Below are 25,055 nucleotides of genomic sequence, written 5' to 3' on the forward strand. Positions count from 1 at the left end.
CGGTGCAGGGCGAAGGGGGGCCCGCCGGGGAACACGTCCCGGCGGGCGGCACGCAGGACGCGGCGCCGGCCGGCGAGGAGGCCGGTGCCGAGACCGGTGCCGGGGACGGCGCGGAACTGCTCAAGGCGCGACTCGCCGCATCGGGTCGTGAACTCGCCGCACGGGCCGAGGCGTTGGAGGACCGGCGGCAGGAGGTGTTCGGCGGCGGCGAGCTGCGGCTGGCCGGCGCCGCGGCGGTGCCGACCGCCCGGCCGGCCGTGCCGGCCGACCTCGCGCCGGTCGGGAACCACGTGCTGTTCGCCGCCAACCCGGCGGAGGTCACCGAGCCCGGCGACGTCTTCCAGGTGCTGGCGGCCACGGGCGGCGGCGCGGACCCCACGGCGGCGGGCGCGGCATCGGACGGGGTGGCGGGCGCGGCATCGGACGGGGAGGGTGCCGTCCCGGCGCCGCAGGTGCCCGGGCTGCTGGACGACCCGGAGTTCCTGCGGGACTTCCGCGAGCTGTACCGGTACTACCGCGACACCCGGCTGCTGCGGCTGCGCGTCGAGGAGGACCGGCTGCTCGCGGTGTTCCGCACCGGCGCCGAGCCCTCGGACGTGCGGGTGCTGTCCTGGAAGGCCGCCCGCGACGGCTCGTACCGGTACCAGGGCGCCGCCCGGGAGGCACCGCCGTCCGGTGGCGCGCACGGCATCGCCTGGACGCCCGTCGACCGCACCCACCACGTGGCCGGCCGGCACCCGCACATCGCCCTGACCGGCGACGGCGGCGGCCGCGTCACCCTGGACACCACCGGCGGCCGGCTGCGCATCACCACCGGCGAGGCCGGCCGCGAGACCGTGTACGAGGAGCCCGTCGAGGACGCGCTGCAGTCGCTCGCCGACGCCGACGCGGGATACGCCACCGCGGGCCCGCTGGTGCTGCTGCGGGTGCGGCCGTACCGGGAGGACGCCGACCGGTACTTCGCGGTCAACACCCGCACCGCGCAGGTCGACCGGGCCGACGCGCTGGCGTGCAGCCCGCTGCTGCTGCCCGACGGGCAGGGCGTGGTGTTCCCCGGCGGCTACGCGCTGGCCTCCGGGGGCCTGCGCACCTTCGACCTGGGGGACGAAGTCCGTGCGGAACAGCTGGAGTTCGAACGGCTGGTGCGCTCGCCCGGCGGCGAGGACGTGCTGTACGTCTTCCACGCCGCGGCCGACGGCCGCCGCCTGCTGCTGCCGTACCGCACCATCCGCCAGCAGGCCGCGGCCCCCCTGCACGTCCAGGGCTGCGCGCTGTTCGAGGACGGCACCCTGCTCACCCTGCGGCCCGCCGACGGCGGCGAGCCCGCGCGCGTGCACACCGTGCAGCGCTGGCGCACGCCCTTCCTCGCCGACACCTTCGCCGCGCCGGCCGGCGACGGCCCGCTCCAGCGGATCGGCAACCCCGACCTGGTGCGCGCCGTCTCCGACGCCCTCGCGCTCGCTCGCAGCGCCCGCGAGCCCGCGCCGACCGCCGCCGTCTACGCGGCGCTCGCGGCGGCGGCCGACCGCGTCCTGGACCGCCACCACTGGCTCACCGCGGACGCCGGTACCGGCTCCACGCCGGACGCCGGCCAGGGCGCCGACGCGACGGCGCTGGCCGGACCCCTGCTGCGGCTGCGGGACACCGCGCGGCAGATGGTCGACGCCCACGCCCGCGTCGCCGAGCTGACCGCGCAGGCGGCGCAGGCCGTGGACGAGACGGAGGCCCGGATCGCCGGACTCGGCCGCCGGGTCCGCGGCGAGGCCGCCGAGAGCGCCGAGGCATGGGTCGAGCGGCTCACCGAACTGCGCCGCGCCCAGGGCCGGTCGGCCTCGCTGCGGGAGATGCGGTACGTCGACGCCGGCCGGCTGGACGCGCTGGACGCCGCGCTGACCGGGCACCTGGCGCAGGCCGCCGAGCGGGCCGCCGCCGCCCTCGCCGAGGAGCACGCCTTCGACGGCTACCGGGAGCGGGTCGCCGGGACCGCCGCCGCGGCCGGGGCGCTCGCCACCGCCTCCGACGCCGACCCGCTGGCCGCCGCGCTCGACGAGCAGGCCGCCGGTCTCGCCACCGTCACCCAGACCGTCGCCGGCCTCGGCCTGGCCGACGCGACCGTGCGCACCCGCATCCTCGACCTGGCCTCCGCGGTCCTCGCCGAGGTCAACCAGGCCCGCGCCCTGCTGGACGCCCGCCGCCGCGAGCTGACCTCGGCCGAATCCGACGCCGAGTTCGCCGCGCAGAGCGCGCTGCTGGCCCAGGAGGTGAGCGGGGCCCTGGCCGCCGCGGCCACCCCCGAGGCGTGCGACGAGCACCTCGCGCGGCTCCTGGTGCGGGTGGAGAACCTCACCACGCGGTTCACCGCCGACCCCGCCCGGCTGACCGCCCTCGACGAGCGGCGCGAGGAGATCCAGCAGGCGTTCTCCACCCGCCGCCAGACGCTCGCCGACGAACGCGCCCTGCATGTGCGCCGGTTGACCGCCTCCGCGGCCCGCGTCCTGGACGGGGTGCGGCGCCGGGCGGCCGCCCTGGACTCCCTCGACGAGGTCAACACCTGCTTCGCCGCGGACCCGATGGCCGCCGAACACCGCCGTATCGCCGCCGAGTTGCGCACCATGGGCGAGCCGTCCCGGGCCGCGGAGGTCGAGTCCGCGCTCGCCGCCGCACGCCAGGACACCGGCCGCGCGCTGCGCGACCGCCTCGACCTGTACGAGGACGGCGGTTCGACGCTGCGCCTGGGCCGCCACCGCTTCCCGGTGAACCCGCACCCCTTCGCCCTCGCGCTCGTCCCGCACGGCGACGGGCTGGCCTTCACGATCAGCGCCACCGACTACCTGGCGCCGGCCACCGACCCGCGGTTCGCGGCCACCCGGCGCTTCTGGGACCGCCCGCTGCCCTCCGAGACCCCCGACCTGTACCGGGCCGAGTACCTGGCCGGCTGCCTCCTGCGGGACGCCCTCACCGCGTCCCGCCCGCTGCCGCTGGACCAGGAGGAGGCCGAGCACCTGGTGCGGGAGGCGGTCGCCGCCCGCCCCGCCGAGGGCTACGAGCGCGGCGTGCACGACCGCGACGCCGCGCTCCTGCTGGCGGAGCTGTCCCGGCTGGCCGCGGGCGCCGGGCTGCTGCGGTACCCGGCCGAGGTCCGGGCCGCGGCCCAGGTGTTCTGGGCGTACGGCGTCCCCGAACCCGCCCGCGCGACCTGGACCACCCGTGCCCGCTCGCTGAGCCGCGCCGCCGCGGCCTTCGGCGGCGCCCCTGCCCTGGCCGACCTCGGCCGGGAACTCGACACCGCGGCACGGGAGTTCCTTGAGCCGCTCGGCCTGGAGCCGCCGCACGGCGGCACCCTGGTCGGCGAGTACCTGGTGGCCGAACTCGCTGACGAGCAACCAGGGTTCGCCGAGTCCGCCGGCGCACGGGCGCTGCGCGAACGGCTGGTGGCCGCACTCGGCGGCCAGGACGCCCTGCCCTGCAAGGAGTTCACCGCCGACCTGGACGCCCTCTCCGGCGACCCCGCCGCCCGCCGGCAACTGGCCCACGCCTGGCTCGCCGGACTCGGCGGCGCCTCCGGCCCCGGCGAGCTGGCCGAAGCGGCGGCCGCGCTGGTGTGCGGTCCGGCCACCGGCCGCTACCCGGTGGACGCCCCCGTGACCGCGCACGTCGACGGCCTGCTCGGGGCGCACCCGCGCACCGCGGGCCGCAGGCTGGAGCTGCGCCTGGACGAACTCCTCGCCCGGGTACGGCGGTTCACCGACGAGGAGATGCCCGCGTACGCGGCGTACCAGCGGCACAGGACCGCCGTGCTGGACGCCGAGCGCCGCCGCCTCGACCTCGACACGTACCGGCCGCGCCCGCTCACCGGGTTCGTCCGCAACCGGCTGCTCGACGAGGTGTACCTGCCGCTGGTCGGCGACAGCCTGGCCAAGCAGTTCGGCCCCTCCGGCGGCCTGCTGATGCTCATGTCCCCGCCCGGCTACGGCAAGACCTCGCTGGTGGAGTACGTGGCTGCCCGGCTCGGCCTCGCGCTGGTCCAGGTGTCAGGACCGGCGCTCGGCAGCGGCACCACCTCCCTCGACCCGGCGGCCGCCCCCGACGCGGCGGCCCGCCGCGAGGTGGAGAAGATCGACCTGGCGCTGCGGCTCGGCTCCAACGTCCTGCTCTACCTCGACGACATCCAGCACACCTCGCCCGAACTGCTCCAGAAGTTCATCCCGCTGTGCGACGCGCAACGCCGCATCGAGGGCCCGGACCGGACGTACGACCTGCGCGGCCGGCGGTTCGCGGTGTGCATGGCCGGCAACCCCTACACCCAGTCCGGCACGGTGTTCCGGGTGCCCGACATGCTCGCCAACCGGGCCGACGTGTGGAACCTCGGCGACGTCCTGTCCGGCCGCGAGGAACTCTTCGCGCTCAGCTACGTCGAGAACGCCCTCACCGCCAACCCCGTCCTCGCCCCGCTCGCCGGCCGCGACCGCGCCGACCTCGAACTCCTGCTGCGGCTCGCCGAAGGCGACCCCTCGGCCCGCGCGGCGGACCTGCGCCACCCCTACCAGGCCGCCGACCGCGACGAGATCACCGCGGTGCTGCGCCACCTGCTGCGGGCCCGGACCACCCTGCTCGCCGTCAACGCCGCCTACATCGCCTCCGCGGCCCAGTCCGCGCACACCCGCACCGAACCGCCGTTCCTGCTCCAGGGCTCCTACCGCACGATGGCGGCCATCGCCGCGCGGATCCTGCCCGCCATGGACGACGCCGACCTCGACGCCCTCGTCGACGACCACTACCGCGCCGAGGCCCAGACCCTCGCCGCCGGCGCCGAAGCCTCCCTCCTCAAACTCGCCGCCCTCCGCGGCACCCTGACCCCGGACGACGCCACCCGCTGGGAACAGGTGAAGGCGGAGGTAGGAAGGGGCGCGTGAGGGGGAGGTAGCTCGCAGGGTGGACGGATCGGGTGAAGGTGATCGGTGCGGGTGGCTTGCAGGGTGAACGGATCGGGTGAAGGTGATCGGTGCGGGTGGCTCGCAGGGTGGACGGATCGGGTGAAGGTGATCGGTGCGGGTAGCTCGTAAGGTGAACGGATCGGCTGAACGTGATCGGTTACCCGAGTCCGCAGAGTGAACGTCCTGGCCCTTTTTTGCCGGCCTCTCGCCGCCGGGCCCTTAGATCCGGTGTCTGCCGGTCGATCGTGCTCGCTCGCTCCTTCGTCGCTCACTGCGCGCGTTCTCTCTCTAGACACCGGCGGGCCCTTTGGCTCGATGCCTACACGGAGTAACCGGGAGAATTGGTGCGGGCCTATGGGGCACCCCAGACAGCTGGTCCAGGGTCACCCTGAAAGCGAACCCGGGGACGTTCTGCATGTGCGGCCTCACTCGTTTTTGTAGCGCCCGAGCCGAAGGGCCCGCCGGTGTCTAGAGGGAGAACGCGCGCAGGCCCCGAGGTACGAGGGGCCGAGCACGATCGACCGGCAGACACCGGATCTAAGGGCCCGGAGGCGAGGGCGCGGCAATAAGGGGCCAGGACGTCCACTTTTCGAGCTAGGGCAACCGATCACGTTCAGCCGATCCGTTCACCCTGCGAGCTGCCCGCACCGATCACCTTCACCCGATCCGTCCACCCTGCGAGCTACCCGCACCGATCACCTTCAGCCGATCCGTCCACCCTGCGAGCTACCTCCACCCCTCACGTCCACCTCCCGCTCACCCCACCCCCACCCCCACCCCCACCCCCCACTCCCCCCACGCGAAAGCGGCGCACCTTTCAGCGCGCCGCCCTCGCATCTCAAGCCGTCAGCCCCCCTCCAGCCTCAACCCCCTCGCCAGCCTCAGCCCCCTCCAGCCTCACCCCCGCCAGCCGCACCCCTCAGCCGTTGCCGTTGCCGTTTCCCGACAGCAGGGCGTCGTCGCTGAGGATGTGGGAGAGGGGGGCGTCGCCCTGGATCTGGCTGGAGTTCTCGTCGCACTGCTGGTTCTGCGGGGAGTCCAGCACGTGGGCGTCCTGGACCGTCACCGGGATGATGCCGATCAGGGAGCCGACGTCGGCGTGGCCGGCGAGCGCCAGGCAGGGCTTGTTGAGGGAGCCCTGGACGAGGCCGATCTGCGGGCTCTCGGTGCCGCCGGTGGTGGTGTTGCCCAGCGACTCGGTGGAGCCGTTGCCGTTGACGGTGGTGGTGTCGTGGCTGTCGAAGGGTGCGGCGACGGCGGTTCCGGCGGTGCCGGCGATCACCGCGGCGGCGAGTCCGCAGGCGGCCAGGGCGGTACGGATGCGCATGACGCTCCTAGGTTCCTCTCGGGAAGGACGGGGGGACTGTCGATCATCGGAAGTCCGAAGATCGGAAAAGCGACAACCTGACAGTTCCCCTCGTCGCGCCGGGCGCTCCCGAATTCACCTGAGTGGTGGCGCGCCGCCCGCCGGCGGGCTCAGCCGGACGCGCCGAGCGGCCCGTGCGACGTCCGCGTGAGGGCGGGTCCGAGCAGCCGGGTGCCGCGCATCCGCTCCACCGCGGGAGCGGCCCGCCGGGCGGCCACCGTCAGCGGCCAGGCCACGGCCGTGCCGACCACCACCGCGGCCAGCACGTCGTGCGGGTAGTGCACCCCGATCCACACCCGCGACAAGCCCATGAGCGCCGCGATCGGCAGCGCCACCCAGCCCAGCCGGCGGTTGGCGACCAGCAGCGCGGCCGCGCACGCGAACGCGATGGCGGTGTGGTTGCTGGGGAAGGACCAGTCCCCGAGGCCGGGGCAGGTCTCGACGGTGACGGTGTGCAGGGTCCGGCAGGGCCGCTGCTCGTCGAACAGCGACTTGATCACGTCGTTCACCAGGAAGGCGGTCACCACGACGAGCGGCACGGCCAGCGCCGCCGCCATCCGCGCGGCGTCCGCGGGCCGTGCCCGCCACCAGGCCAGCAGCATCAGTGCGGCGAAGATGCCGAGGCCGTAGTCGCTGAAGAAGCGGATGGTCTCGTTGACCGGTTCCGGCGTGTGCTGCGCGAGGTCGGTGACCCAGCGGTACAGGGCCGCGTCGAAGCGGGATGTCACAGACCCTCCGGGTCCGTCGGGCGACGGTGGGAGGCGGAGGTGGGGGTGGTGTCGTGGTTCGGGGGCTGGTGCGAGACGGCGTGCGCGCCGGACCTGTGCGCGCCGGACCTGTGGGCGCCGGACCCGTGGGCGGCGGTGGTCTCAGAGGCCGTGCCGGTGCCCGCGGCGCGGTTCCTGCGCCCGCGCCAGAACTCCAGGGCGAGCGGCGCCAGCGAGACGATCACGATCAGCGCGACGATGGGCAGCAGGTAGGTGTCCACGTGCGGGATCGACGAGCCGAGCGCGTAGCCGCCGAGCACCAGGCCCACCGACCACACCACGCCGCCGGCGACCTGCCAGATCGTGAAGGTGCGGGCCGGCACGCCCAGCGCCCCGGCCAGCGGGTTGAGCACGGTCCGCACCACCGGGATGAACCGGGCCAGCACCACGGCCTTGGCGTGCCCGTACCGCTCCAGCAGTTCGCCGGCCCGGGCCGCGCCCTCGTGCAGCTTGCTGTTCCTGGACCTGGCGAGCAGGGCGGGGCCGCCGCGCCGGCCGATCACGTACCCGGTCTGCGCGCCCAGCAGCGCCCCGGCCACCGATGCGATCAGCACCTGCCACAGCGAGAGGTGCACGACCTTGGACGCGCCGGATACGCTCAGGAGTCCCGCGGTGAACAGCAGCGAGTCGCCGGGCAGGAAGAAGCCGATGAGCAGGCCGGTCTCGGCGAACATCACGACCGCGATGCCGAGGGCCCCGAAGGACGAGAGCAACGAGGTCGCGTCCAGGACGTTCACGGCCTGGTTCAGCGCGGGCAGGGGCATGGTGGTGGGGCCCTCCCATAATGGGTCCGGGGGCGCGACGAGGCACCCCTACCGTCTACAGTCGTGTAGTCGGTCTACTGCACTGTAGACGAACGAGCGGGAAGGGGCGATCGAGCGATGCCGGACCCCAGCGCGGGACGCCGCCCTTCGGGCGAGTTGGAGGCGAGCGTGCTCGCGGCCCTGTGGGCGGCGGACGGGCGCGCGCTGACGCCGTCCGACGTCCAGCGGGAACTGGGCTCGTCGCTGGCCCGCACCACGGTGACCACGATCCTGGCCCGCCTGCACGAGAAGGGCACGGTCAGCCGCACCCGCTCCGGACGCGGCTACGCCTACCTGCCCGTCCAGGACTCCCCGGGCCTGGCCGCCCGCCGGATGCGCACCGAGCTCGACAAGTCCGCGCAGGACGACCGGCCCACCGTGCTCGCCCGGTTCGTCTCCGAACTGGCCCCCGACGACGAGGCGCTGCTGCGCGCCCTCCTCGCGCAGGCGGCCCCGGAGCTCCCCGCGGACCGGATAGACGGGCCGGTCCCGGCGGTCCTGCCGGACCCCGCGGACCGGCAGAACCCGACCGGCGGGCCCGGCCGGCCCGATCCCCAGGACGTCCGCGAGACGCACCACGGGCGCGACGCGTTCGACGGGCGCGAGGCGCACCTCGGGCAGCACGGGCGCGGCGGGCACGACGACCAGGACGGCCGCCAGGAGCGGACGCTGCCGGGCGGAGGTGCCCGCGGATGAACGTCGCCGTGTGGATCCCCCTGCTGCTGCCGCTCGTCGCCGGACCGGCCGCACGCCGGCTGGCCGAGGCGCTTCCCCCCAGGGCCGCGGCCTGGCTGCTCGCCGGCTCCGCCGTGGTGCTGGCCGGGTGCAGCACCGCCGCACTCGCGCTGCTCGCCGGCGCGGGGGCGCTGCAGATGCCGCCGATCGCCGCACTGGGCCACCTGCGGCTGCCGGTCGTCGGCGACGAGGTGACCGTGCCCGCCGCCTGCCTGGCCACCGCCCTCCTCACCTACGTCGCCGTCGCCTTCGTGCGGACCGCCCGGCGGCACACCGTGCTCACCGCGCGGGCCCGGCGGGCCGCCGCCCGCGACGGCAGCGCCGCGGGCGACCTCACCGTGCTCCAGGACCCCGGGCCCGACGCCTACGCGCTGCCCGGCCGGCCCGGGCGGATCGTCGTCACCACCGGCATGCTGCGCGCGCTCGACCCGGAAGAGCGGGAGGCGCTGCTCGCCCACGAGCGCGCCCACCTGGCCGGGCGCCACCACCTGTTCCTGAGCGCCCTCGCGCTCTCCGCCGCCTGCCACCCGGTGCTGCGGATGCTCAGCGCCCCGCTGTCCTACGCCCTCGAACGCTGGGCCGACGAGTCCGCGGCGGCCGCGGTCGGCGACCGCCGGCTCGCTGCCCGCGCGATCGGCCGCGCCGCCCTGGCGGCCAGGCCCTCGGCCCGGGCGGGCGTCGCGCTGTCGGCGACCGCGGGGCCGGTACCGCGCCGGGTGGCCGCGCTGCTGGCCGCGGCGCCCGCGCCGCAGCTGCGGGCCCGCACGCCCCGCATGATCGCCGCCGTGCTGGCCGCGTGCCTGGCGCTGTCCGCGGCCTGCGCCCTGGAGGCCGCGCACGACCTGCACGGCTCGATCGAGGTCGCCCAGGGCGAGCCGTGACCGCACCCGGTACGGCGTTCGACGCCGCCCTCGCCGCGGCGGTGGGCGGCGGTGGACGCGACCGCGACGTCGACGCCGCCGCGTCGGTGCTCGCCGCCTCCGGCGAGGGCTGGGGCGAGGTGTCCGCGCTGGCCGCCGGCGCCGCGGCGCGCCTGGTGCGGGAGAGCGCGGCCCGCGGCTGGACCGTCCCCGACCTGGTACGGATGGCCGGGCGCGAGCTGACCCCGCGCCACCAGCGACTCGCCGAGTCGGTGCTGCCCGGGCCGGCCGGCGCGCTCGCCGACTTCGCCGCCGCCGAGCGCCTCGACCGCTTCTCCGCTGCCGCGGTGCTCGTGGAGGTGCTGTGCCTTGTCGCGCGGCTGCCGCGGATCCCGGTGCTGCCGTCCGGCGGGCCGGGGCGGGCTGCCGGGGCGCGCGCGGGTGCCGGGGCGGGCGGCGGGCCCGCTTCCAAGGTGCTCGGGCGGATCAGGGCGCTGCTGGCCAAGGCGGAGTCCACCGGCTTCCCCGAGGAGGCGGAGGCGCTCTCGGCCAAGGCCCAGCAGCTGATGGCCGCGCACAGCATCGACGAGGCGCTGCTCGACGCCCACGGCGGGGCGGCGGGCCCCGCGGCGCGCCGGATCGGCGTCGAGCGGCCCTACGAGGGCGCGAAGGCGCTGCTGCTGGACGCGGTGGCGTCGGCGAACCGGTGCGAGGCGGTGTGGGCGCAGGAGTTCGGCTTCTCCACTGTCGTGGGGCACGCCGGGGACCTCGACGCGGTCGAGCTGCTGTACACCTCGCTGCTGGTCCAGGCGGACCGGGCGCTGCACCGGGGGCGGTCCCGGTCGCGGGACTACCGCGAGAGCTTCCTCATCGCGTACGCCGCCGGGATCCGCGAGCGGCTCGCGGACGCGGCCGCCACCGAGGTCGCGGCCCGTCCCGCCGCGGACCTGCTGCCCGTGCTGGCCGCCCGGGACCTGGCCGTTCGCGAGACCCGGGAGCGGCTCTTCCCGTCCACCTCCACGGCGCGGCTCAAGGGCCGCGACGTCGACGGATGGGAGGCCGGGCGCAGCACGGCCCGCTCGGTCCGCCTCTGAGTCCCCCTCTCGGGGGCCCGCCTTCCGGACTCCGTCCCGCCGGGCTTTCCCGTCCCCCGGTGCGGATTCTGTGCGTTTCCCTCGGTGTCCGGAGTGCCTGGTGCTGCGCGCTGCCTGGCGCGGGTCCGTTCTGGCTGGTCGCGCAGTTCCCCGCGCCCCTCGGGTTCGGGGGTGGCCCCGGGGGTTGTCTGCCGTCGGACGGTGCGTTCTGGCTGGGCGCGCAGTTCCCCGCGCCCCTTCGGTGTCCGGGGTGGCCCCGGGGGTGGGGTGCCGGCTGACGGTTTGTCGTGGGTTGGGCGCGCGGTTCCCCGCGCCCCGGGGCTTCCGTCGTGTGGTGGGGGTGGGGGCTAGTAGAGGAAGGGGACGTGGGGGAGGGGGGTGGGGTTGTGGGTGGTGAGGTGGGGGGTCGGGGGGCGGCCCATGAGCCAGGAGAGGAGGTCCGCCTGGGGGGCGCGGATGAGGGGGGAGCCGTCCGGGGGCGGGTGGGGGACGGAGTGGTGGGTGCCGGTGTCCGTGGCGTGGAGCCGCATCGCGGGGGCGTCCGCGCGACCGCTGAAGGAGGCGGTGACCCGGCCGAGCATCTCCGCGACGAAGTCGGCGGGCCATTGCGCGCAGGTGTAGGCGGTGTCCAGGTCGGCGTGGTGCACCAGTACCTCGGTCAGCCGGGAGTCCGCGGCCCGGGCGGCCGGGCGCTGCTGCCCGCCGGTCCAGCGGACGACGGTCTCCCACGCGGGATCCGGCATGCGCGCGTACTCCGCGGCGAACCGGTCGGCGCTGTCGCGCACGTCGGCGAGCAGCGCGCGCGCCGGGCGGCCCGCGCCGTCCTCGATCGCGCGGGCGCGGGCCTCCATGCTCGGGTACTCCGGGGTCTCGACCCCCGTCCTCGCCCACACCAGCAGGTTGGTGCCGCCGTCGGCGTTGCGGGCGAGGTGGGTCAGCACGTGCGCGCGGGTCCAGCCGGGCAGCAGGGAGGGGGCGCGGACGTCGGCGTCGTCGAGGGACGCGGCGGTGTGCAGCAGCGCCGCGGTCGCGGTGCTCAGCCGTTCCAGGACCGCGGCCGGATCGAATTCCTGAGTCCTCGTCACCCGACGGTCCTGCCCGCTGCCCCGGCCCGCCTAACGGGCCGCACGCCCCGGGTTCGGCCGCCGCGCCGCGGAGGAGCGGCGCGGCGGCGGAGTCGTGGGCGTCAGGGGGCCAGCGGGTCCCTGGGGGTGGGGCGGAAGCGGGCCTCGATCATGGCGCCCAGGCCGCGGACGGCGACCGTGTCGGGGTGCGGCGCGATGTGCACCGGCACGTTGGTGGCCTGGCGGAGCATCAGGTCCAGGCCGGGCATGTGGGCGCTGCCCCCGGCCAGCATGATGCCCCGGTCGGCGAGGTCGGCCACCAGGTCGGGCGGGCTCTGCCGCAGCACGGAGGTGATCGCGTCCAGTACCGCGGTCAGCGGCGGGCGCATCGCGTGCCGGACCGTCTCGGTCTCCACCGTGACGGTCCTGGCCAGCCCGGAGACGACGTCCCGCCCGTGCACCTCGGTGGTCGTGGTGCCGCCCAGCAGCTGGTGCAGCGGCCGCACCGACTGGCTCGGCAGCATCAACTCGTGCTGGCTGCGCAGGTGTTCCACCACCGCGCGGTCGATCGCGTCGCCGCCCACCGGCACCGTCTCCGCGGACACGATCGCGCCGAGCGAGAGCACCGCGACGTGCGTGGTGCCCGCGCCGCACACCACGATCATGGTGGCCTCGGGCTGCTCGACGGGCAGCCCGCAGCCCACCGCCGCCGCGATGAGCGTGTCGACCAGCTCCACCTTGCGCGCGCCGAGCCCGTACATCGTCTCCATCGCGGCCCGCAGGGCGATCGGTTCGCTGCCGTGCGGCATGCACACCGCGGCCCGCAGCACCGGCACCGGCATGCCCCGCGTCGAGGACATCCGGCTCCAGCGGCGCCCCAGCTTGTCGCCGAGGACGTGCCGCAGCATGCGCTGGGCCATGGCGATGTCGACGACCGCGCCGCTGGACACCGGCCGGACGACCCGGATGTGCTGCGGGGTGCGGCCGGCCATCGTCTCGGCCCGGGCGCCCACCGCGATCAGCGCGCCGGTGCGCACGTCGACCGCGGCCACGCTCGGCTCGTCCACCACGATCCCCTCGTTGCGCAGGTACACGCGGGTGCGGGCGGCGCCGATGTCCACCGCGATCTGGCAGCGCCTGAGGTGCTCCAGGGTGGGAGTGAGCGGTCCTGTCGCCAGGTGCGGGTTCACAGTAGGACACCTCCGTTGCGGCTCTCGGCCGGGTGGTAGGTGGCGAGCGCCCAGATGATGAAGACGTCGATGGCCACCATGACGATCGCCCACACCGGCTGGTAGGGCAGGAACAAGAAGTTGGCGATCATGTTGAGACCGGCGATGAAGATGCCCGCCCAGCGGGCCCACTCCATGCCGCGCAGCACGCCGTAGCCGACGACCACGGCGAGGACGCCGAGCACCAGGTGGATCCAGCCCCAGGACGTGACGTTGAACTTGTACGCGTAGGAGCCGCGGGTCACCACGTAGACCGCGTCCTTGTGGATGCCGACGATGCCCTCGAGGATCGCCATCACGCCCGCGATCAGCAGCATCAGGCCGGCGAAGACCGTGCCGCCGGCCGCCCACGCGTCACGCGTGTCGGACTCCTGCCGCGGGTGGCGGCCGCCGTGCGGGGCGGGCCCGGTGGTGGGTCCCGACGGGGTGGGACCGGTCGAACCCGGGGGTTTGGACCCGGGCGGGGGAGGCTGGGGAGGAGGGTCCTGGTGGCTCATGCGGTCTCCGGAGACTTCGTGGTCCGGTGTGCGTCGGTCGGACGTCGGGGGGCGACGTCAAAGGCTTTGACGGATGGTCGGATTTTGCGACCTTTGTTGCGCCGTTCGGGAGCGGCCGTCCGGGGAAACGCCCCCGTACGGCGCAACGGGGACCCGCACGGCCCGGGGCGGCCCGCGCGCGGCGGGTCCGCGCCCCGCGCCCCGCCGCTACGCCTCTTCGAGCCGGAAGCCGACCTTCAGCCCGACCTGGTAGTGCTCGACCTCGCCGTCCACGATGTGCCCGCGGACCTGTGTGATCTCGAACCAGTCCAGTCCGCGCAGGGTCTGCGCGGCCCGCCGGACGCCGTTGCGCACGGCGGCGTCCACGCCTTCGTGCGAGGTGCCGACGATCTCGGTGACGCGGTAGGTGTGATCGGCCATGGCGGGTCCTTTCGGGGCTGTCGGGTCAGTGGTGGAAGGCGGTCGCGACGTTCCTGGGGCGGTCCAGCGGGTGGGACTGGGCGCACAGCTCCGGCAGCAGCCGCTCGATGTCGGCCATCAGCAGGCTCGACAGGTCCTCGGAGAAGCCGTTGCGGCAGACCACCCGCAGCACGGCCAGGTCCTCGCGGTCGGCGGGGTAGGTGTAGGCGGGCACCAGCCAGCCGCGCTCGCGCAGCCGCCGCGAGACGTCGAAGACGTCGAAGTTCTTCACGTCGGGCGCGGTGGTGACGGCGAACACCGGCAGCTGGTCCCCGTGGGTGATCAGCCGGAACTGCTCGTGGGCGGCGAACTCGCCGGCCACCGAGCGGGCCACGTCGCGGCTGGCCTGCTGCACCGCGCGGTAGCCGCCGAAGCCCAGCCGCAGGAAGCTGTAGTACTGCGCGACGACCTGGGCGCCGGGCCGGGAGAAGTTCAGGGCGAACGTCGGCATGTCGCCGCCGAGGTAGTTCACCCGGAACACCAGCTCGTCGGGCAGCTCGTCCGCGTCGCGCCACAGCGCCCACCCGACGCCCGGGTACACCAGGCCGTACTTGTGCCCGGAGGTGTTGATCGAGGCGACCCGCGGCAGCCGGAAGTCCCAGACCAGGTCCTGGTCGAGGAAGGGCGCGATCATCGCGCCGGAGGCCCCGTCGACGTGCACCGGGACGTGGACGCCGGTGCGCTGCTCGTAGTCGTCCAGCGCCGCGCAGATCTCGGCGACCGGCTCGTAGGAGCCGTCGAAGGTGGAGCCGAGCACGGCCACCACGCCGATGGTGTTCTCGTCCACCAGCTCCATGGCGCCCTCGGCGTCCAGGTGCAGCCGGTCGCCGCGCATCGGCGCCAGCCGCGCCTCGACCTCCCAGAACGTGCAGAACTTCTCCCAGCACACCTGCACGTTGGCGCCCATCACCAGGTTGGGGCGGGCGGTCGCGGGATAGCCGGGGGTGCGCTTGGACCAGCGGCGCTTGAGCGCCATGCCGGCGAGCATGCACGCCTCGGAGGAGCCGGTGGTCGAGCAGCCGACGGTCTTCGCCGGGTCCGGCGCGTTCCACAGGTCGGAGAGGATCGCCACGCAGCGCCGCTCCAGCTCGGCGGTGCGCGGGTACTCGTCCTTGTCGATCATGTTCTTGTCGACGCACTCGGTCATCAGCAGCGTGGCCTGCGGTTCCATCCAGGTGGTGACGAAGGTGGCCAGGTTCAGCCGGGAGTTGCCGTCGAGCATCAGCTCGTCGTGCACCAGCTGGTACGCCGCCGAGGGGGCCATCGGCCCTTCCGCCAGCCGGTGCTTGGGCGGCGCGGTCTCCATGCCGCCGACCGGATCGGCCACCCCGACGAAGGGGTTGACGGAGACGTCGTGCGGTGCGCTGGAGCCTTTGTGCAGCGACATGACGGGCCTCCCGGCCGAACGCGGATCCGTGCCCCGGAACAGGTGCACCAATCGCGACGATAAGGGCATTTCGGTCATCGCGCAGAGCAGTGCCCGTCAGCCGGCGGCACGCGAAGGCGGGGCGACGGCAGCCCGGGCCCCGGCGGAGCCCGCGGGAAACTCCTTGCACCTGACGCGACGTGAGGACGCAGGGTGGCCGGTGACAGGAAAGGAGGCGGGACGATGAGCTACACGATCGGGCAGGTGGCCCGGTTCGCCCGGGTCACGGTGCGCACGCTGCACCACTACGACGAGATCGGGCTGCTGCGCCCGCGGTTGCGCAGCGCCGCGGGCCACCGGCGGTACGACGACGCCGACCTGGACCGGCTGCAGCAGATCCTGTTCTACCGGGAGCTCGGCTTCCCCCTCGACGAGGTCGCCGTCCTGCTGGACGACCCCGACGCGGACCCGGTGGCGCACCTGCGCCGGCAGCACGCGCTGCTCACCGGCCGCATCGACCGGCTCCGGCAGATGGCGGAGGCCGTCCGACGCGCCATGGAGGCACGCACGATGGGCATCAACCTCACACCCGAGGACAAGTTCGAGGTCTTCGGGGACTACGACCCCGACGAGCACGCCGAGGAGGTCAGGGAACGCTGGGGGAACACCGAGGCGTACGCCCAGTCGCAGGCCCGCGTCTCCTCGTACACCAAGGAGGACTGGCTGCGGATCAAGGCCGAGCAGGACGCGTGGTTCGGGCGGATCACCGCGGCGATGGACGCCGGCGAACCGGCCGGCGGCGGGGCCGCGATGGACCTCGCCGAGGAGCACCGGCAGTCCATCACGCGCCACTACTACGACTGCGGGTACGACATCCACACCGGGCTGGCCGGCATGTACCTCGCCGACCCGCGGTTCACCGCCTACTACGAGGGGATCGCGCCGGGCCTGGCCCGGTACCTGCACGACGCGATCCTGGCGAACGCGGCACGCCGCACCTGATCCGGACGACCCGTTACCCGGGCCGTGCCCGGGCCTAGGCCGCGTCCGCGGGGGTCAGCACCACCGCGGTGCCGTAGGCGCAGACCTCGGTGCCGACGTCGGCCGCCTCGGTGACGTCGAACCGCATCATCAGCACCGCGTTGGCGCCGCGCGCCCTGGCCTGTTCGACCAGCCGCTCCATGGCCTGGTTGCGGGTCTGCACCAGGGTCTTGGTCAGGCCCTTCAGCTCGCCGCCGACCATCGACTTCAGTCCGGCGCCGATCTGGCTGCCCAGGTGGCGGGAGCGCACGGTCAGGCCGAACACCTCGCCGACCACCCGCTCCACCCGGAAGCCGGGGGCCTCGTTCGTGGTCACCACGAGGACGTCCGAGTCCTGGGTCTGGCCGCCGCCGTACTCGTCGATGCTCATGGCGGCAGCCTGCCCGGGGCCCGGACGTCCCGCACCCGCAGCTACTCCAGGCGCGGCTGCTCGGCGGGCGCCGGGCAGATCCGGCGGCCCTCGTGGTCGAAGACGTACAGATGCGCCAGGTCCACCAGCAGCGGCACCCGGTCGCCGCGGCGGACCCGGATGTCGGGTCCGGTGCGCACCACCAGGTCGCCGGTCTGCGTCTCGGGCGGCGCGGCCGGGCGGTCCATCACGGAGACCGGGCCGCGGCCCGGTGCGTGGTCGGGCCGCGGCGGCACACCGCCGGGCACCGGCGCCTCGCGCTCCATGACGGACGCCTGGATCCGCCGGGCCGCCTTCTGGGCGAGCCGGCCGAACCCGCCGGAGCCGCTGGAGCGCCGCGAACCGCCGCGGGCGTCCGCGGCCACCGGCCGCGGCGCCTCCAACTCGGGCACGACCGCGGGGCGCGAGCCGGTGTTCAGGTGCACCAGCGACTCGTGGCCCTGGTACTCCACGTGCTCGACGATGCCGCTGATCACGACCTCGCCGGAGTGCGCCTGGCTGGGCTGGGCGATCCGCACCGCCTCCGAGCGGAGCCCGACGATGATCGGGCGGCCCTGCTGGATGCGGAGCATCTGGTGGTCCAGGCTGAGCGGTTCCGGCAGCCCGAGGCGCTGCCGGCCGAAGTCGATCCACATGCCGCCGCCGAGCGGCGCGAGCACCGTGGCCTGCAGCAGGTTGATGCGCGGGGTGCCGACGAACGCGGCGACGAAGACGTTCTCCGGCAGGTGGTACGCCTCTCGGGGCGTGCTGAGCTGTTGCAGCACGCCGCTGCGCATGATGGCGACCCGGTCGCCGAGGGACATCGCCTCGGCCTGGTCGTGCGTGACGTACACGGTGGTGACGCCCATGCCATGGGTGAGACGAGCGATCTCCGCGCGCAGGTGGGAGCGGAGTTTGGCGTCCAGGTTGGACAGCGGCTCGTCCATCAGGAAGACGGAGGGGTGGCGGGAGATCGCGCGGCCCATCGCCACGCGCTGCCGCTCGCCGCCGGACAGCTGCCCGGGGTAGCGGTCCAGGATCTCCTCGATGCCGAGGATGCGGGCCGTCTCGTCGACGCGGGGCCCGGGCTCCTCGCCCGGCATCTCGAAGCGCAGCGGGAAGCCGATGTTCTCGCGGCTGGTCATGCTGGGGTACAGGGCGAAGTTCTGGAAGACCATCGCCATCTTGCGGTCCCCGGGGGCGAGGTCGTTGGAGTATTCGCCGTCCAGCAGCAGCTCGCCGGTGGTGATGTCCTCCAGGCCGGCGATCATGCGGAGCACGGTGGACTTGCCGCAGCCCGAGGGCCCGAGCAGGACCAGGAACTCACCGGGGGCGATGTCCAGGGAGAACCTGTCGACCGCCGGTGAGGGCTGCTTCGGGTAGTACTTGGAAACTTCGTGCAGGGTGATGGCGCGAGTCATAGCGGGAGCCGCCCGGTTGGTCGGACTAGGTGACGTGGGCACGTGGGGGGAAGACTTGCGTAACGCACGGATGACGCTGCGGAGAAGGTAGTCCACTACCGGTCGGTTGCGGAACGTTTGTATCAACACTGCATTGATACTTTTGGATCGTGACGAACCTCGCGCTGGGCCCGAGCTGGCTCGACCCCGACCACCTGATCAACACCTACGGCCTGTGGGGCGTGCTGCTGATCGTGTTCGCCGAGTCCGGGCTGCTGATCGGCTTCTTCCTGCCGGGTGACTCGCTGCTGTTCACCACGGGTCTGCTGGTCGCCACCGGCACCCTGCACCAGCCGCTGGCCCTGGTCGCGGCGGCCATCGCGGTGGCCGCGGTGGCCGGCGAGCAGGTCGGCTACCTGTTCGGCCGCAAGGTCGGGCCGTCGCTGTTCCGCCGGCCGGATTCCCGGCTGTTCAAGATGGAGAACATCGAGAAGGCGCACGCGTTCTTCGAACACCACGGGCCCAAAGCCATCGTGATGGCGTGCTTCGTGCCGATCGTGCGCACGTTCACGCCGATCGTCGCAGGCGTCAGCCGAATGAACTACCGCACCTTTCTCACCTTCAACCTCATCGGTGGCACCTTGTGGGGCGCGGGCGTCACGCTTCTGGGTTACTGGCTCGGCCAGATCGAATTCGTGCACAAGAACATCGAGGCGATGCTCGTCCTCGTCGTGCTGATCTCCGTGGTGCCGATCGGCATCGAGTACCTGCGGTCGCGCCGCAAGGCAGGCAAGGGCGCCGAGGCCGGACAGCAGGGCGCGTCCGCCGCCGGCGTCCGGGCCGACGGGCAGGCGCCGGCCGAGCACGAGTCGCTGTCGGCGCCGCGCGGCGGGCGGCACCGGGCGCAGAAGCGCTGACCCCGTTGGGACCGGTGTGACAGGCGATCAGGGCGGGCAGGAGCGCGGGCGCGGCCCCCAGAACGGACCCGCGGGCGGCGGCACCCCCGCGGGCGGCGGCACCCCGCCAGGCGCGGGCGAGCCCGGCGCCGGCGCCGGCGCGGGCATGGGATCCGGCGCGGGATCCGGCACCGGCGCGGGCCCGGGCATCGGGTCGGGTTCGGGCGTCGGCTCGGCGTTCACCCCGCCCGAGGGCTTCCCCGTGCTGGCGATACCGCCCGAGGGCGCGCTGTGGCAGGACCGGATGCGCGCCATGCTGCGGATGCCGTCGACCGAGCGCCCGGCGCCCGCCGAGCGGCAGCCGGGCGCGTCCGTCTCGGTGCCGCGCGTCCTCGACCTGACCCTGCGCATCGGCGAGTTGCTGCTGGCCGGCGGCGAGGGCGCGGAGGACGTCGAGGCGGCCATGTTCGGCGTCGCCTTCGCGTACGGGCTCGCGCGGGTCGAGCCCACCGTCACCTTCACGCTGCTGGGCATCTCGTACCAGCCGGCCCTCACCGAGCTGCCGGTCACCATGAGCCGCACCGTGCGGCGGCGCGGCACCGACTACACCCGGCTCGCCGCGGTCTTCCACCTGGTCGACGGGATCACCGCGCACGAGGTGAGCCTGGAGGACGCCTACCGGCGGCTCGCCGACATCCGCCGCAACCGGCACCCGTACGGCAGCTGGGTGCTCACCGGCGCCGCCGGGCTGCTGGCCGGCGCGGCGAGCATCCTCGTCGGCGGCAACCTGATCATCTTCGTGGCCGCCGCGATCGCCGCGATGCTCGGCGACCGGCTGGCCTGGCTGCTGGCCGGGCGCGGGCTGCCGGAGTTCTACCAGTTCGCGGTGGCGGCGATGCCCGCGGCCGCGATGGGCGTGTTCGTCGACCGGTACGCGCACTGGATCCCGGGCGCCACCGGGGTGCAGTCCTCCGCGGTGATCACCGGTGGGCTGTTCGCGGTGCTGCCCGGCCGCGCGCTGGTCGCCGCCGTCCAGGACGGCCTCACCGGCTTCTACATCACCGCTTCCGCCCGCCTGCTCGAAGTGGTCTACCTGGTGGTCGGCATCGTCATCGGCGTCACCCTGATCCTGTACGCGGGCGTGGGCCTGGGCGCCGACCTCAACCCCGACCAGGCGCTGCGCGCCTACGACCACCCGTGGGTGCAGCTGGCCGCCGCGATGGTGCTGACGCTGGCGTTCGCGGTGCTGCTCCAGTGCGAGCGCGGGGTGCTGCTGCTCGCCACCGTCAACGGCGGTGTCGCCTGGACGGTCTTCGGGGTGCTGCACCAGCAGGCCGGCGGCAACCAGGTCGCGTCCACCGCCGCCGCGGCCGGACTCGTCGGCCTGTTCGGCCAGCTGATGGCCCGTTACCGGTACGTCTCGGTGCTGCCGTACGTGACCGCGGCGATCGGGCCGCTGCTGCCCGGCTCGGCGACGTACTTCGGGCTGCTGGCCGTCACCCAGCACCACCTGAACCAGGGCCTGGCCCAGCTCACCAAGGCCGCGGCGCTGGCCATGGCCATCGCCATCGGCGTCAACCTCGGCAACGAGATCGCCCGCCTCGCCCTCAAGACCCCGGGCCCGCCCGGACCGCGCCGCGCCGCCAAGCGCACCCGCGGCTTCTGACCGGGCGGCCGGTGCGGACCGGCCCCTGGCCGGCCCGCACCGGCCTGGTTCCGCGGCGGGCGGTTCAGGCCATGGCCGGGTGCAGCAGGTCCTCCAGGCCGAGGCGGCGCAGGAACTCCAGCCGCATCCGGTCGGCGACCGCGTTCACCACGGCGGCGCCGTCGTCGGTGGGATCGACGTGCACCCGGAACGGCCGGTGGCCCTTCTCGGCGTCCACCACGGCGACGATCGCACGGGCCACCTCCGAGACGTCGGCGTCCGGCGGCTCCAGCTGCTGCATCCGCTGCCCGATCTGCTCCATCAGGCCGCCGTACAGCTCCTCGTAGCTCGCGACGACCTCCTCGTCGGCGGGGTGGCCGGCGTGCGCGTAGTGGCTGGTGCCGCTGGTGAAGGAGCCGGGCACGACGATGGTCGTCTCGATCCCGAAGCGGGCGACCTCCAGCGCGTAGCTGGCGGCGAGCGCGTCCATCGCGGCCTTCGCGGCGAAGTACGGCCCCAGGTAGGGCGGGGTGCCGCCGCGGGTGCTGGAACTGCCCACCCACACCAGCAGCCCGTCCCTGCGCTCCCGCATGTGCGGCAGCACCGCCTGGTTGACGCGCTGGGCGCCGAGCACGTTGATGTCGTACAGCCGCAGGTACTGCTCCGGGGTGAACGCCTCGGCCGGGCCGGTCACCATGTGCCCGGCGTTGTGGACCACGACGTCCAGGGCGGGCTGGTCGTCGAGGATCGCCGTGACGGCCTTGGCGGCGGACTCCTCGGACTGCACGTCGAGTTCGACGGTGCGCAGGTCGCGGCCGTGGTCCGCAGCCCAGGCGGCGGCCTCGGCCACCGCGGGCGCGTTGTGGCCGCCGGTGTCGCGCATGCTCGCGTAGACGATGTGGCCGGCCTGGGCCAGGGCACGGGCGGCGAGCGCCCCGAACCCGCTGGAGGCGCCGGTGACGAGGATGGTGGACATGTCGCACTCCTTGGGGGTGTCCCGAGCCGGTCAGCCGAAGGTGATCACCGAGCGGATCCCGCCGTGGCCCTCGGCCATCGCGTCCAGCGTCTCCGGCGCCTGGTCGAGGGTGATCGGCCGGAACTCCGGCAGGATGCCCTGTGCCGCCGAGAACTCCAGCGTGTCGCGCAGGTCGTGCGGCGAACCCGACGGGTTGGCCATGGCGTGCAGCCGGTTCAGCACCATCGGCGAGGTGGGCAGCGTGAGCGGCTCGGGACCGTAGCCGCAGAGCACCAGCGTGCCGTCCGGGGCCAGGCCGCCGAACGTGGTCTGCGCGGCAGCGGTGGACGGGGCCGCGCTCAGGATGACGTTCGCGCCCTGGGCCCACTGCTGCAGCGCCTCGCCAGGGTCGCCCTCGTCGGTGGCCACGAAGACCTCGGCGCCGAGCCGCTTGGCCCGGTCCTCGCCGTGCCGAGAGCGGCCGATCGCGGCCACCCGGCAGCCCAGGGCGGCGGCGTAGCGGATCGCCAGCGCGCCGACGCCGCCGGTGCCGATCACCGCGACGCGCGAGCCCGGGACCGCCCCGGCCTGCCGCAGGCCGTTGAACGCGGTGATGCCCGCGCACATCAGCGGGGCCGCGGCCACCGGGTCGAGGCCCGCCGGCAGCTCGGTGACGAAGCCCGCCTTGAACACCGCGTACTCCGCGTAGCCGCCGTCGACCATGATCCCGGTGATCTTCTTCTCCCGGCACAGGATCTGGTCGCCGCGCCGGCAGTACTCGCAGTGGCCGCACGAGTCGTTCAGGAACTGGGCGCCGACCACGGTGCCCTCGGGCGGCCAGGTCACGCCGGTGCCGGTCGCCACGACCGTGCCGGTCACCTCGTGGCCGGGCACGACGGGGAAGCGGGCGAACGGATAGTGGCCCTGCAGCAGGCCGAGATCGGTGAAGCAGACGCCGCAGGCGATCATCTTGAGGAGGACCTCGCCCGGTCCGGGCTCGGGGACGTCCCGGTCGGTCAGGCTGAGCGGCTCCGAGGCCGCTGTGGCGAGCGCGGCACGCATGGCGTACCTCCCGGTGGAGGGGGTGGGGGGATCTGTCCTGGAATGGGAACTTCTCCTCCGCCGAGTATTCCCGCGCCGCCCGCACCTGTCCAAGGCAGGCGGCGCGCCCCGGAGACGGCGGTGGGCGGTACGGGACCCGGTCCCGTACCGCCCACCGAATGCTCGGGGCCGTGCCCCGGGGGCTCAGTGCCCGTCGCCGTGCTCCTTGAGGCGGCGGAAGGACTCCTCGATCTCCGCCTCGGCCTCGGCGCGGCCGACCCAGTTCGCGCCCTCGACGGACTTGCCGGGCTCCAGGTCCTTGTAGACCTCGAAGAAGTGCTGGATCTCCAGCCGGTCGAACTCGCTGACGTGGTGGATGTCCCGCAGGTGCTCGACGCGCGGGTCCGACGCCGGCACGCACAGCACCTTGTCGTCGCCGCCGGCCTCGTCCGTCATCCGGAACATGCCGATCGCCCGGCAGGTGATCAGGCAGCCGGGGAACGTCGGCTCGTCCAGCAGCACCAGGGCGTCCAGCGGGTCGCCGTCCTCACCGAGGGTGTTCTCGACGAAGCCGTAGTCCGCCGGGTAGCTGGTCGAGGTGAAGAGCCGGCGGTCCAGGCGGATACGACCGGTCTCGTGGTCCACCTCGTACTTGTTCCGCGAACCCTTCGGGATCTCGATCGTGACGTCGAACTCCAAGGCCCTACTCCTCCATGATCAGCGCACAGTGCGGGTGATTAAGTGTCTCCCACGCATCGGGGTGGTCGCGAAAGGGGCTGGTCGGCAGTGCCGCTCGGCAGAACGTGGCAGGTCGTGGCGGGGTCGGCCGCGATAGGTCTGGCGGTGGCCGCCGGGGCGGTGGCCGCGGCCGGTCCGTGGGAGTCAGGCCAGCGTACGGCGGAGCGGTCCTTCGCCGCCGCCAGGGACCGTCAACTGGACGCCGCCGCCCATCCCGTGGCCACCGGGCGCGCCGTCCCCCCGCCGCCCTCGGCCGCCCCCGTCCTGCAGCCGGCCGGCGCCGCGCCGCAGGCCGGCGGCGACGCGGCCACGCTCACCGGGCGCCTCGACCGCCTCATGGCGAGCCCCGACCTCGGCCCGGTGCGCACCGGCGCCGTGATCGACGTCACCACCGGGCAGGTGCTCTACAGCCACCGCGCGGCCACCGCGAGCACGCCCGCCTCGCTCACCAAGATCGCCACCGCCATCGCCGCGCTGGGCACTCTCGGGCCCGGGCACCGGCTCACCACCGGCGTCGTGACCACCGCCCCCGGCCGGATCGTGCTGGTCGGCGGCGGCGACCCCACCCTGGAACTCGGCGGGCTCGCCGACGACACCGCCGCCGCGCTCAAGGCCCGCGGCGTCCGCACGGTGCGGCTCGCCTACGACACCTCGTACTTCGCCGGGCCCGCCCTGCACCCCATCGGCTACAACGAGAACCTCGCGCCGGTCACCGCGCTGATGGTCCGCGAGGGACGGCTGGACGGCACGTCCAGCGGGCCCGCGCCGCGCACCACCGACCCGGCCGGCGCGGCGGCGGCGAGCTTCGCCCAGCTCCTGCGGGCCCGCGGCATCGCGGTCACCGGCACGCCCGCGCGCGGCTCCGGCACCGGCGGCACGCAGCTGGCCGCCCACCAGTCCGCCGCGCTGTCCGACCTCGTCGAGCGGATGCTCACCAACTCCGACAACGACATCGCCGAGGCGCTGGCCCGGCAGGTGGCCCGGGCGAGCGGGCAGCACACCGACTTCGCCGGGGGCGCGAGGGCGATTCGGGCCGCGCTCGCCCGGTACGGGGTGCCGCTCGGCGGCGCGGTCTTCGCCGACGGCAGCGGGCTGGACCACGCGGACGCCCTCGCCCCGCTGACCCTGGCGCGGCTGCTCGCCCTGGCCGGCGAGGCCGGGCACCCCGAGCTGCGGTCCGTCCTGACCGGGCTGCCGGTCGCCGCCTTCACCGGGACGCTCGCCTCCCGCTTCCACGGGTCCGGCGGGGCGGGCCTGATCCGGGCCAAGACGGGGACGCTCACCGGTACCAACACGATCGCCGGCACGACTGTCCTGGCGGACGGCCGTGTGCTGGCCTTCAGCTTCATGACCCAGGGCGCTCCCGCCGCCCTCCCCGCCGAATCCACCCTCGACCGCCTGGCCACCTCCCTCACCTAGCCCCGCCTCCCGCGGCCCGCCTTCCGCCCCGAACGGGCCGTGCTCCGCCCTCCGCGGCCCGCCCCCCGAACGGGCCGGGCTCCGCCCTCCGCGGGCTGGCTTCCGCTTCGAACGTGCGAGGGGCACCCCTCAAGGGGCGCGGGGAACTGCGCGACCAGCCACCCACGGCCCGGTGGTCCGGGACGGACCGATCTGCCCCTCCGGGGCGGTGACGACCCGCGGCGCCGCGGTGGCTGGTCGCGCTTGGGGCACCTCCCAGGCGCAGCGCTGGGGGACCCCGCGCCCCTGCGGGGCTTGTCCTGCCCCGTGAGGGGCGTTGCCGTCGCACGGCCGGTGCGTGGCTGGTCGCGCTGGGGCA

General features: G+C 74.5%; 20 protein-coding genes and 1 pseudogene. 8 read left to right on the forward strand and 13 right to left on the reverse strand.

The genetic code is table 11. The annotated features are described in order from the left end of the window. Positions 1 to 2 precede the first annotated feature (2 nt). A complete protein-coding gene (locus tag ACH4TG_RS34030) occupies positions 3 to 4,913 on the forward strand; it encodes a DNA repair ATPase (RefSeq protein ID WP_398246503.1) in 4,911 nt (1,636 codons plus the stop codon). A 940-nt stretch (positions 4,914 to 5,853) separates the two neighbouring features. Here ACH4TG_RS34030 and ACH4TG_RS34035 read toward each other — a convergent pair. The 3 genes from ACH4TG_RS34035 to ACH4TG_RS34045 all read right to left on the reverse strand — a co-directional run bounded on the left by ACH4TG_RS34035 (position 5,854) and on the right by ACH4TG_RS34045 (position 7,831). Further along, positions 5,854 to 6,261, reverse strand: a complete 408-nt coding sequence (locus ACH4TG_RS34035; protein WP_398246504.1) for a rodlin — start codon at positions 6,259 to 6,261, stop codon at positions 5,854 to 5,856. 149 nt (positions 6,262 to 6,410) lie between these two features. Then, positions 6,411 to 7,028: a phosphatase PAP2 family protein gene (locus tag ACH4TG_RS34040; protein WP_398246505.1), complete on the reverse strand. Its 618-nt coding sequence runs from the start codon at positions 7,026 to 7,028 to the stop codon at positions 6,411 to 6,413. Further along, on the reverse strand, positions 7,025 to 7,831 hold the full coding sequence (locus ACH4TG_RS34045) for a DedA family protein (protein ID WP_398246506.1): 807 nt from the start codon (positions 7,829 to 7,831) through the stop codon (positions 7,025 to 7,027). The genes ACH4TG_RS34040 and ACH4TG_RS34045 overlap by 4 nt, the downstream gene beginning before the upstream one ends. Positions 7,832 to 7,948: 117 nt before the next feature. Here ACH4TG_RS34045 and ACH4TG_RS34050 point away from each other — a divergent pair. The 3 genes and pseudogenes from ACH4TG_RS34050 to ACH4TG_RS34060 all read left to right on the forward strand — a co-directional run. After that, positions 7,949 to 8,311 (forward strand): annotated as a pseudogene (locus tag ACH4TG_RS34050) (BlaI/MecI/CopY family transcriptional regulator); the annotation flags it as partial. Between the two features lie 251 nt (positions 8,312 to 8,562). After that, positions 8,563 to 9,486, forward strand: coding sequence for a M56 family metallopeptidase (locus ACH4TG_RS34055; RefSeq protein ID WP_398246507.1), 924 nt, complete (start codon positions 8,563 to 8,565; stop codon positions 9,484 to 9,486). Further along, positions 9,483 to 10,559, forward strand: a complete 1,077-nt coding sequence (locus ACH4TG_RS34060) for a DUF2786 domain-containing protein (protein WP_398246508.1) — start codon at positions 9,483 to 9,485, stop codon at positions 10,557 to 10,559. The genes ACH4TG_RS34055 and ACH4TG_RS34060 overlap by 4 nt, the downstream gene beginning before the upstream one ends. Before the next feature lie 347 nt (positions 10,560 to 10,906). Here ACH4TG_RS34060 and ACH4TG_RS34065 read toward each other — a convergent pair whose 3' ends face one another. The 5 genes from ACH4TG_RS34065 to ACH4TG_RS34085 form a co-directional block, all read right to left on the reverse strand. Next, positions 10,907 to 11,644, reverse strand: a complete 738-nt coding sequence (locus ACH4TG_RS34065) for a maleylpyruvate isomerase family mycothiol-dependent enzyme (RefSeq protein ID WP_398246509.1) — start codon at positions 11,642 to 11,644, stop codon at positions 10,907 to 10,909. A 101-nt stretch (positions 11,645 to 11,745) separates the two neighbouring features. Continuing rightward, positions 11,746 to 12,813, reverse strand: coding sequence for a rod shape-determining protein (locus ACH4TG_RS34070; RefSeq protein WP_398246510.1), 1,068 nt, complete (start codon positions 12,811 to 12,813; stop codon positions 11,746 to 11,748). Next, complete coding sequence (locus tag ACH4TG_RS34075; protein WP_398246511.1) at positions 12,810 to 13,349, reverse strand: hypothetical protein; 540 nt, start codon at positions 13,347 to 13,349, stop codon at positions 12,810 to 12,812. The genes ACH4TG_RS34070 and ACH4TG_RS34075 overlap by 4 nt, the downstream gene beginning before the upstream one ends. A 207-nt stretch (positions 13,350 to 13,556) precedes the next feature. Continuing rightward, positions 13,557 to 13,769, reverse strand: a complete 213-nt coding sequence (locus tag ACH4TG_RS34080) for a dodecin (RefSeq protein WP_398246512.1) — start codon at positions 13,767 to 13,769, stop codon at positions 13,557 to 13,559. Between the two features lie 25 nt (positions 13,770 to 13,794). After that, on the reverse strand, positions 13,795 to 15,195 hold the full coding sequence (locus tag ACH4TG_RS34085) for a glutamate decarboxylase (RefSeq protein ID WP_398246513.1): 1,401 nt from the start codon (positions 15,193 to 15,195) through the stop codon (positions 13,795 to 13,797). A 222-nt stretch (positions 15,196 to 15,417) separates the two neighbouring features. Between ACH4TG_RS34085 and ACH4TG_RS34090 the strand changes: the two genes are divergently transcribed. Then, positions 15,418 to 16,176 carry a MerR family transcriptional regulator gene (locus ACH4TG_RS34090; protein WP_398246514.1) on the forward strand — a complete coding sequence of 253 codons (759 nt, stop codon included), beginning with the start codon at positions 15,418 to 15,420 and terminating at the stop codon, positions 16,174 to 16,176. A gap of 34 nt (positions 16,177 to 16,210) precedes the next feature. Here ACH4TG_RS34090 and ACH4TG_RS34095 read toward each other — a convergent pair whose 3' ends face one another. Together ACH4TG_RS34095 and ACH4TG_RS34100 are read right to left on the reverse strand one after the other, a co-directional pair. Further along, positions 16,211 to 16,585 (reverse strand): YbjQ family protein, encoded by a 375-nt coding sequence (locus tag ACH4TG_RS34095; RefSeq protein ID WP_398246515.1) that lies wholly within the window; start codon positions 16,583 to 16,585, stop codon positions 16,211 to 16,213. 41 nt (positions 16,586 to 16,626) lie between these two features. Continuing rightward, positions 16,627 to 18,024, reverse strand: coding sequence for an ABC transporter ATP-binding protein (locus ACH4TG_RS34100; protein WP_398246516.1), 1,398 nt, complete (start codon positions 18,022 to 18,024; stop codon positions 16,627 to 16,629). A 149-nt stretch (positions 18,025 to 18,173) separates the two neighbouring features. Between ACH4TG_RS34100 and ACH4TG_RS34105 the strand changes: the two genes are divergently transcribed. After that, the gene (locus tag ACH4TG_RS34105) at positions 18,174 to 18,920 is read left to right on the forward strand and encodes a DedA family protein (protein WP_398246517.1); all 747 of its coding nucleotides are present in this window, start codon (positions 18,174 to 18,176) and stop codon (positions 18,918 to 18,920) included. Between the two features lie 16 nt (positions 18,921 to 18,936). After that, positions 18,937 to 20,565, forward strand: coding sequence for a threonine/serine exporter ThrE family protein (locus ACH4TG_RS34110; RefSeq protein WP_398246518.1), 1,629 nt, complete (start codon positions 18,937 to 18,939; stop codon positions 20,563 to 20,565). Positions 20,566 to 20,629: 64 nt separating this feature from the next. On the opposite strand, the gene ACH4TG_RS34115 is transcribed toward ACH4TG_RS34110, so the two are convergent. The 3 genes from ACH4TG_RS34115 to ACH4TG_RS34125 form a co-directional block, all read right to left on the reverse strand. Next, a complete protein-coding gene (locus ACH4TG_RS34115) occupies positions 20,630 to 21,520 on the reverse strand; it encodes an SDR family NAD(P)-dependent oxidoreductase (RefSeq protein WP_398246519.1) in 891 nt (296 codons plus the stop codon). A gap of 30 nt (positions 21,521 to 21,550) precedes the next feature. Further along, the gene (locus ACH4TG_RS34120; RefSeq protein ID WP_398246520.1) at positions 21,551 to 22,561 is read right to left on the reverse strand and encodes an alcohol dehydrogenase catalytic domain-containing protein; all 1,011 of its coding nucleotides are present in this window, start codon (positions 22,559 to 22,561) and stop codon (positions 21,551 to 21,553) included. 183 nt (positions 22,562 to 22,744) lie between these two features. Then, positions 22,745 to 23,239, reverse strand: coding sequence for an inorganic diphosphatase (locus ACH4TG_RS34125; RefSeq protein ID WP_398246521.1), 495 nt, complete (start codon positions 23,237 to 23,239; stop codon positions 22,745 to 22,747). 87 nt (positions 23,240 to 23,326) lie between these two features. Here ACH4TG_RS34125 and dacB point away from each other — a divergent pair, with 87 nt between their 5' ends. Next, the gene (gene dacB / locus ACH4TG_RS34130) at positions 23,327 to 24,697 is read left to right on the forward strand and encodes a D-alanyl-D-alanine carboxypeptidase/D-alanyl-D-alanine-endopeptidase (RefSeq protein WP_398246522.1); all 1,371 of its coding nucleotides are present in this window, start codon (positions 23,327 to 23,329) and stop codon (positions 24,695 to 24,697) included. The last annotated feature ends 358 nt before the right edge of the window (positions 24,698 to 25,055 follow it).

The sequence above is a fragment of the Streptomyces sp. NPDC020917 genome (assembly GCF_044333795.1).
Lineage (GTDB): Bacteria > Actinomycetota > Actinomycetes > Streptomycetales > Streptomycetaceae > Actinacidiphila.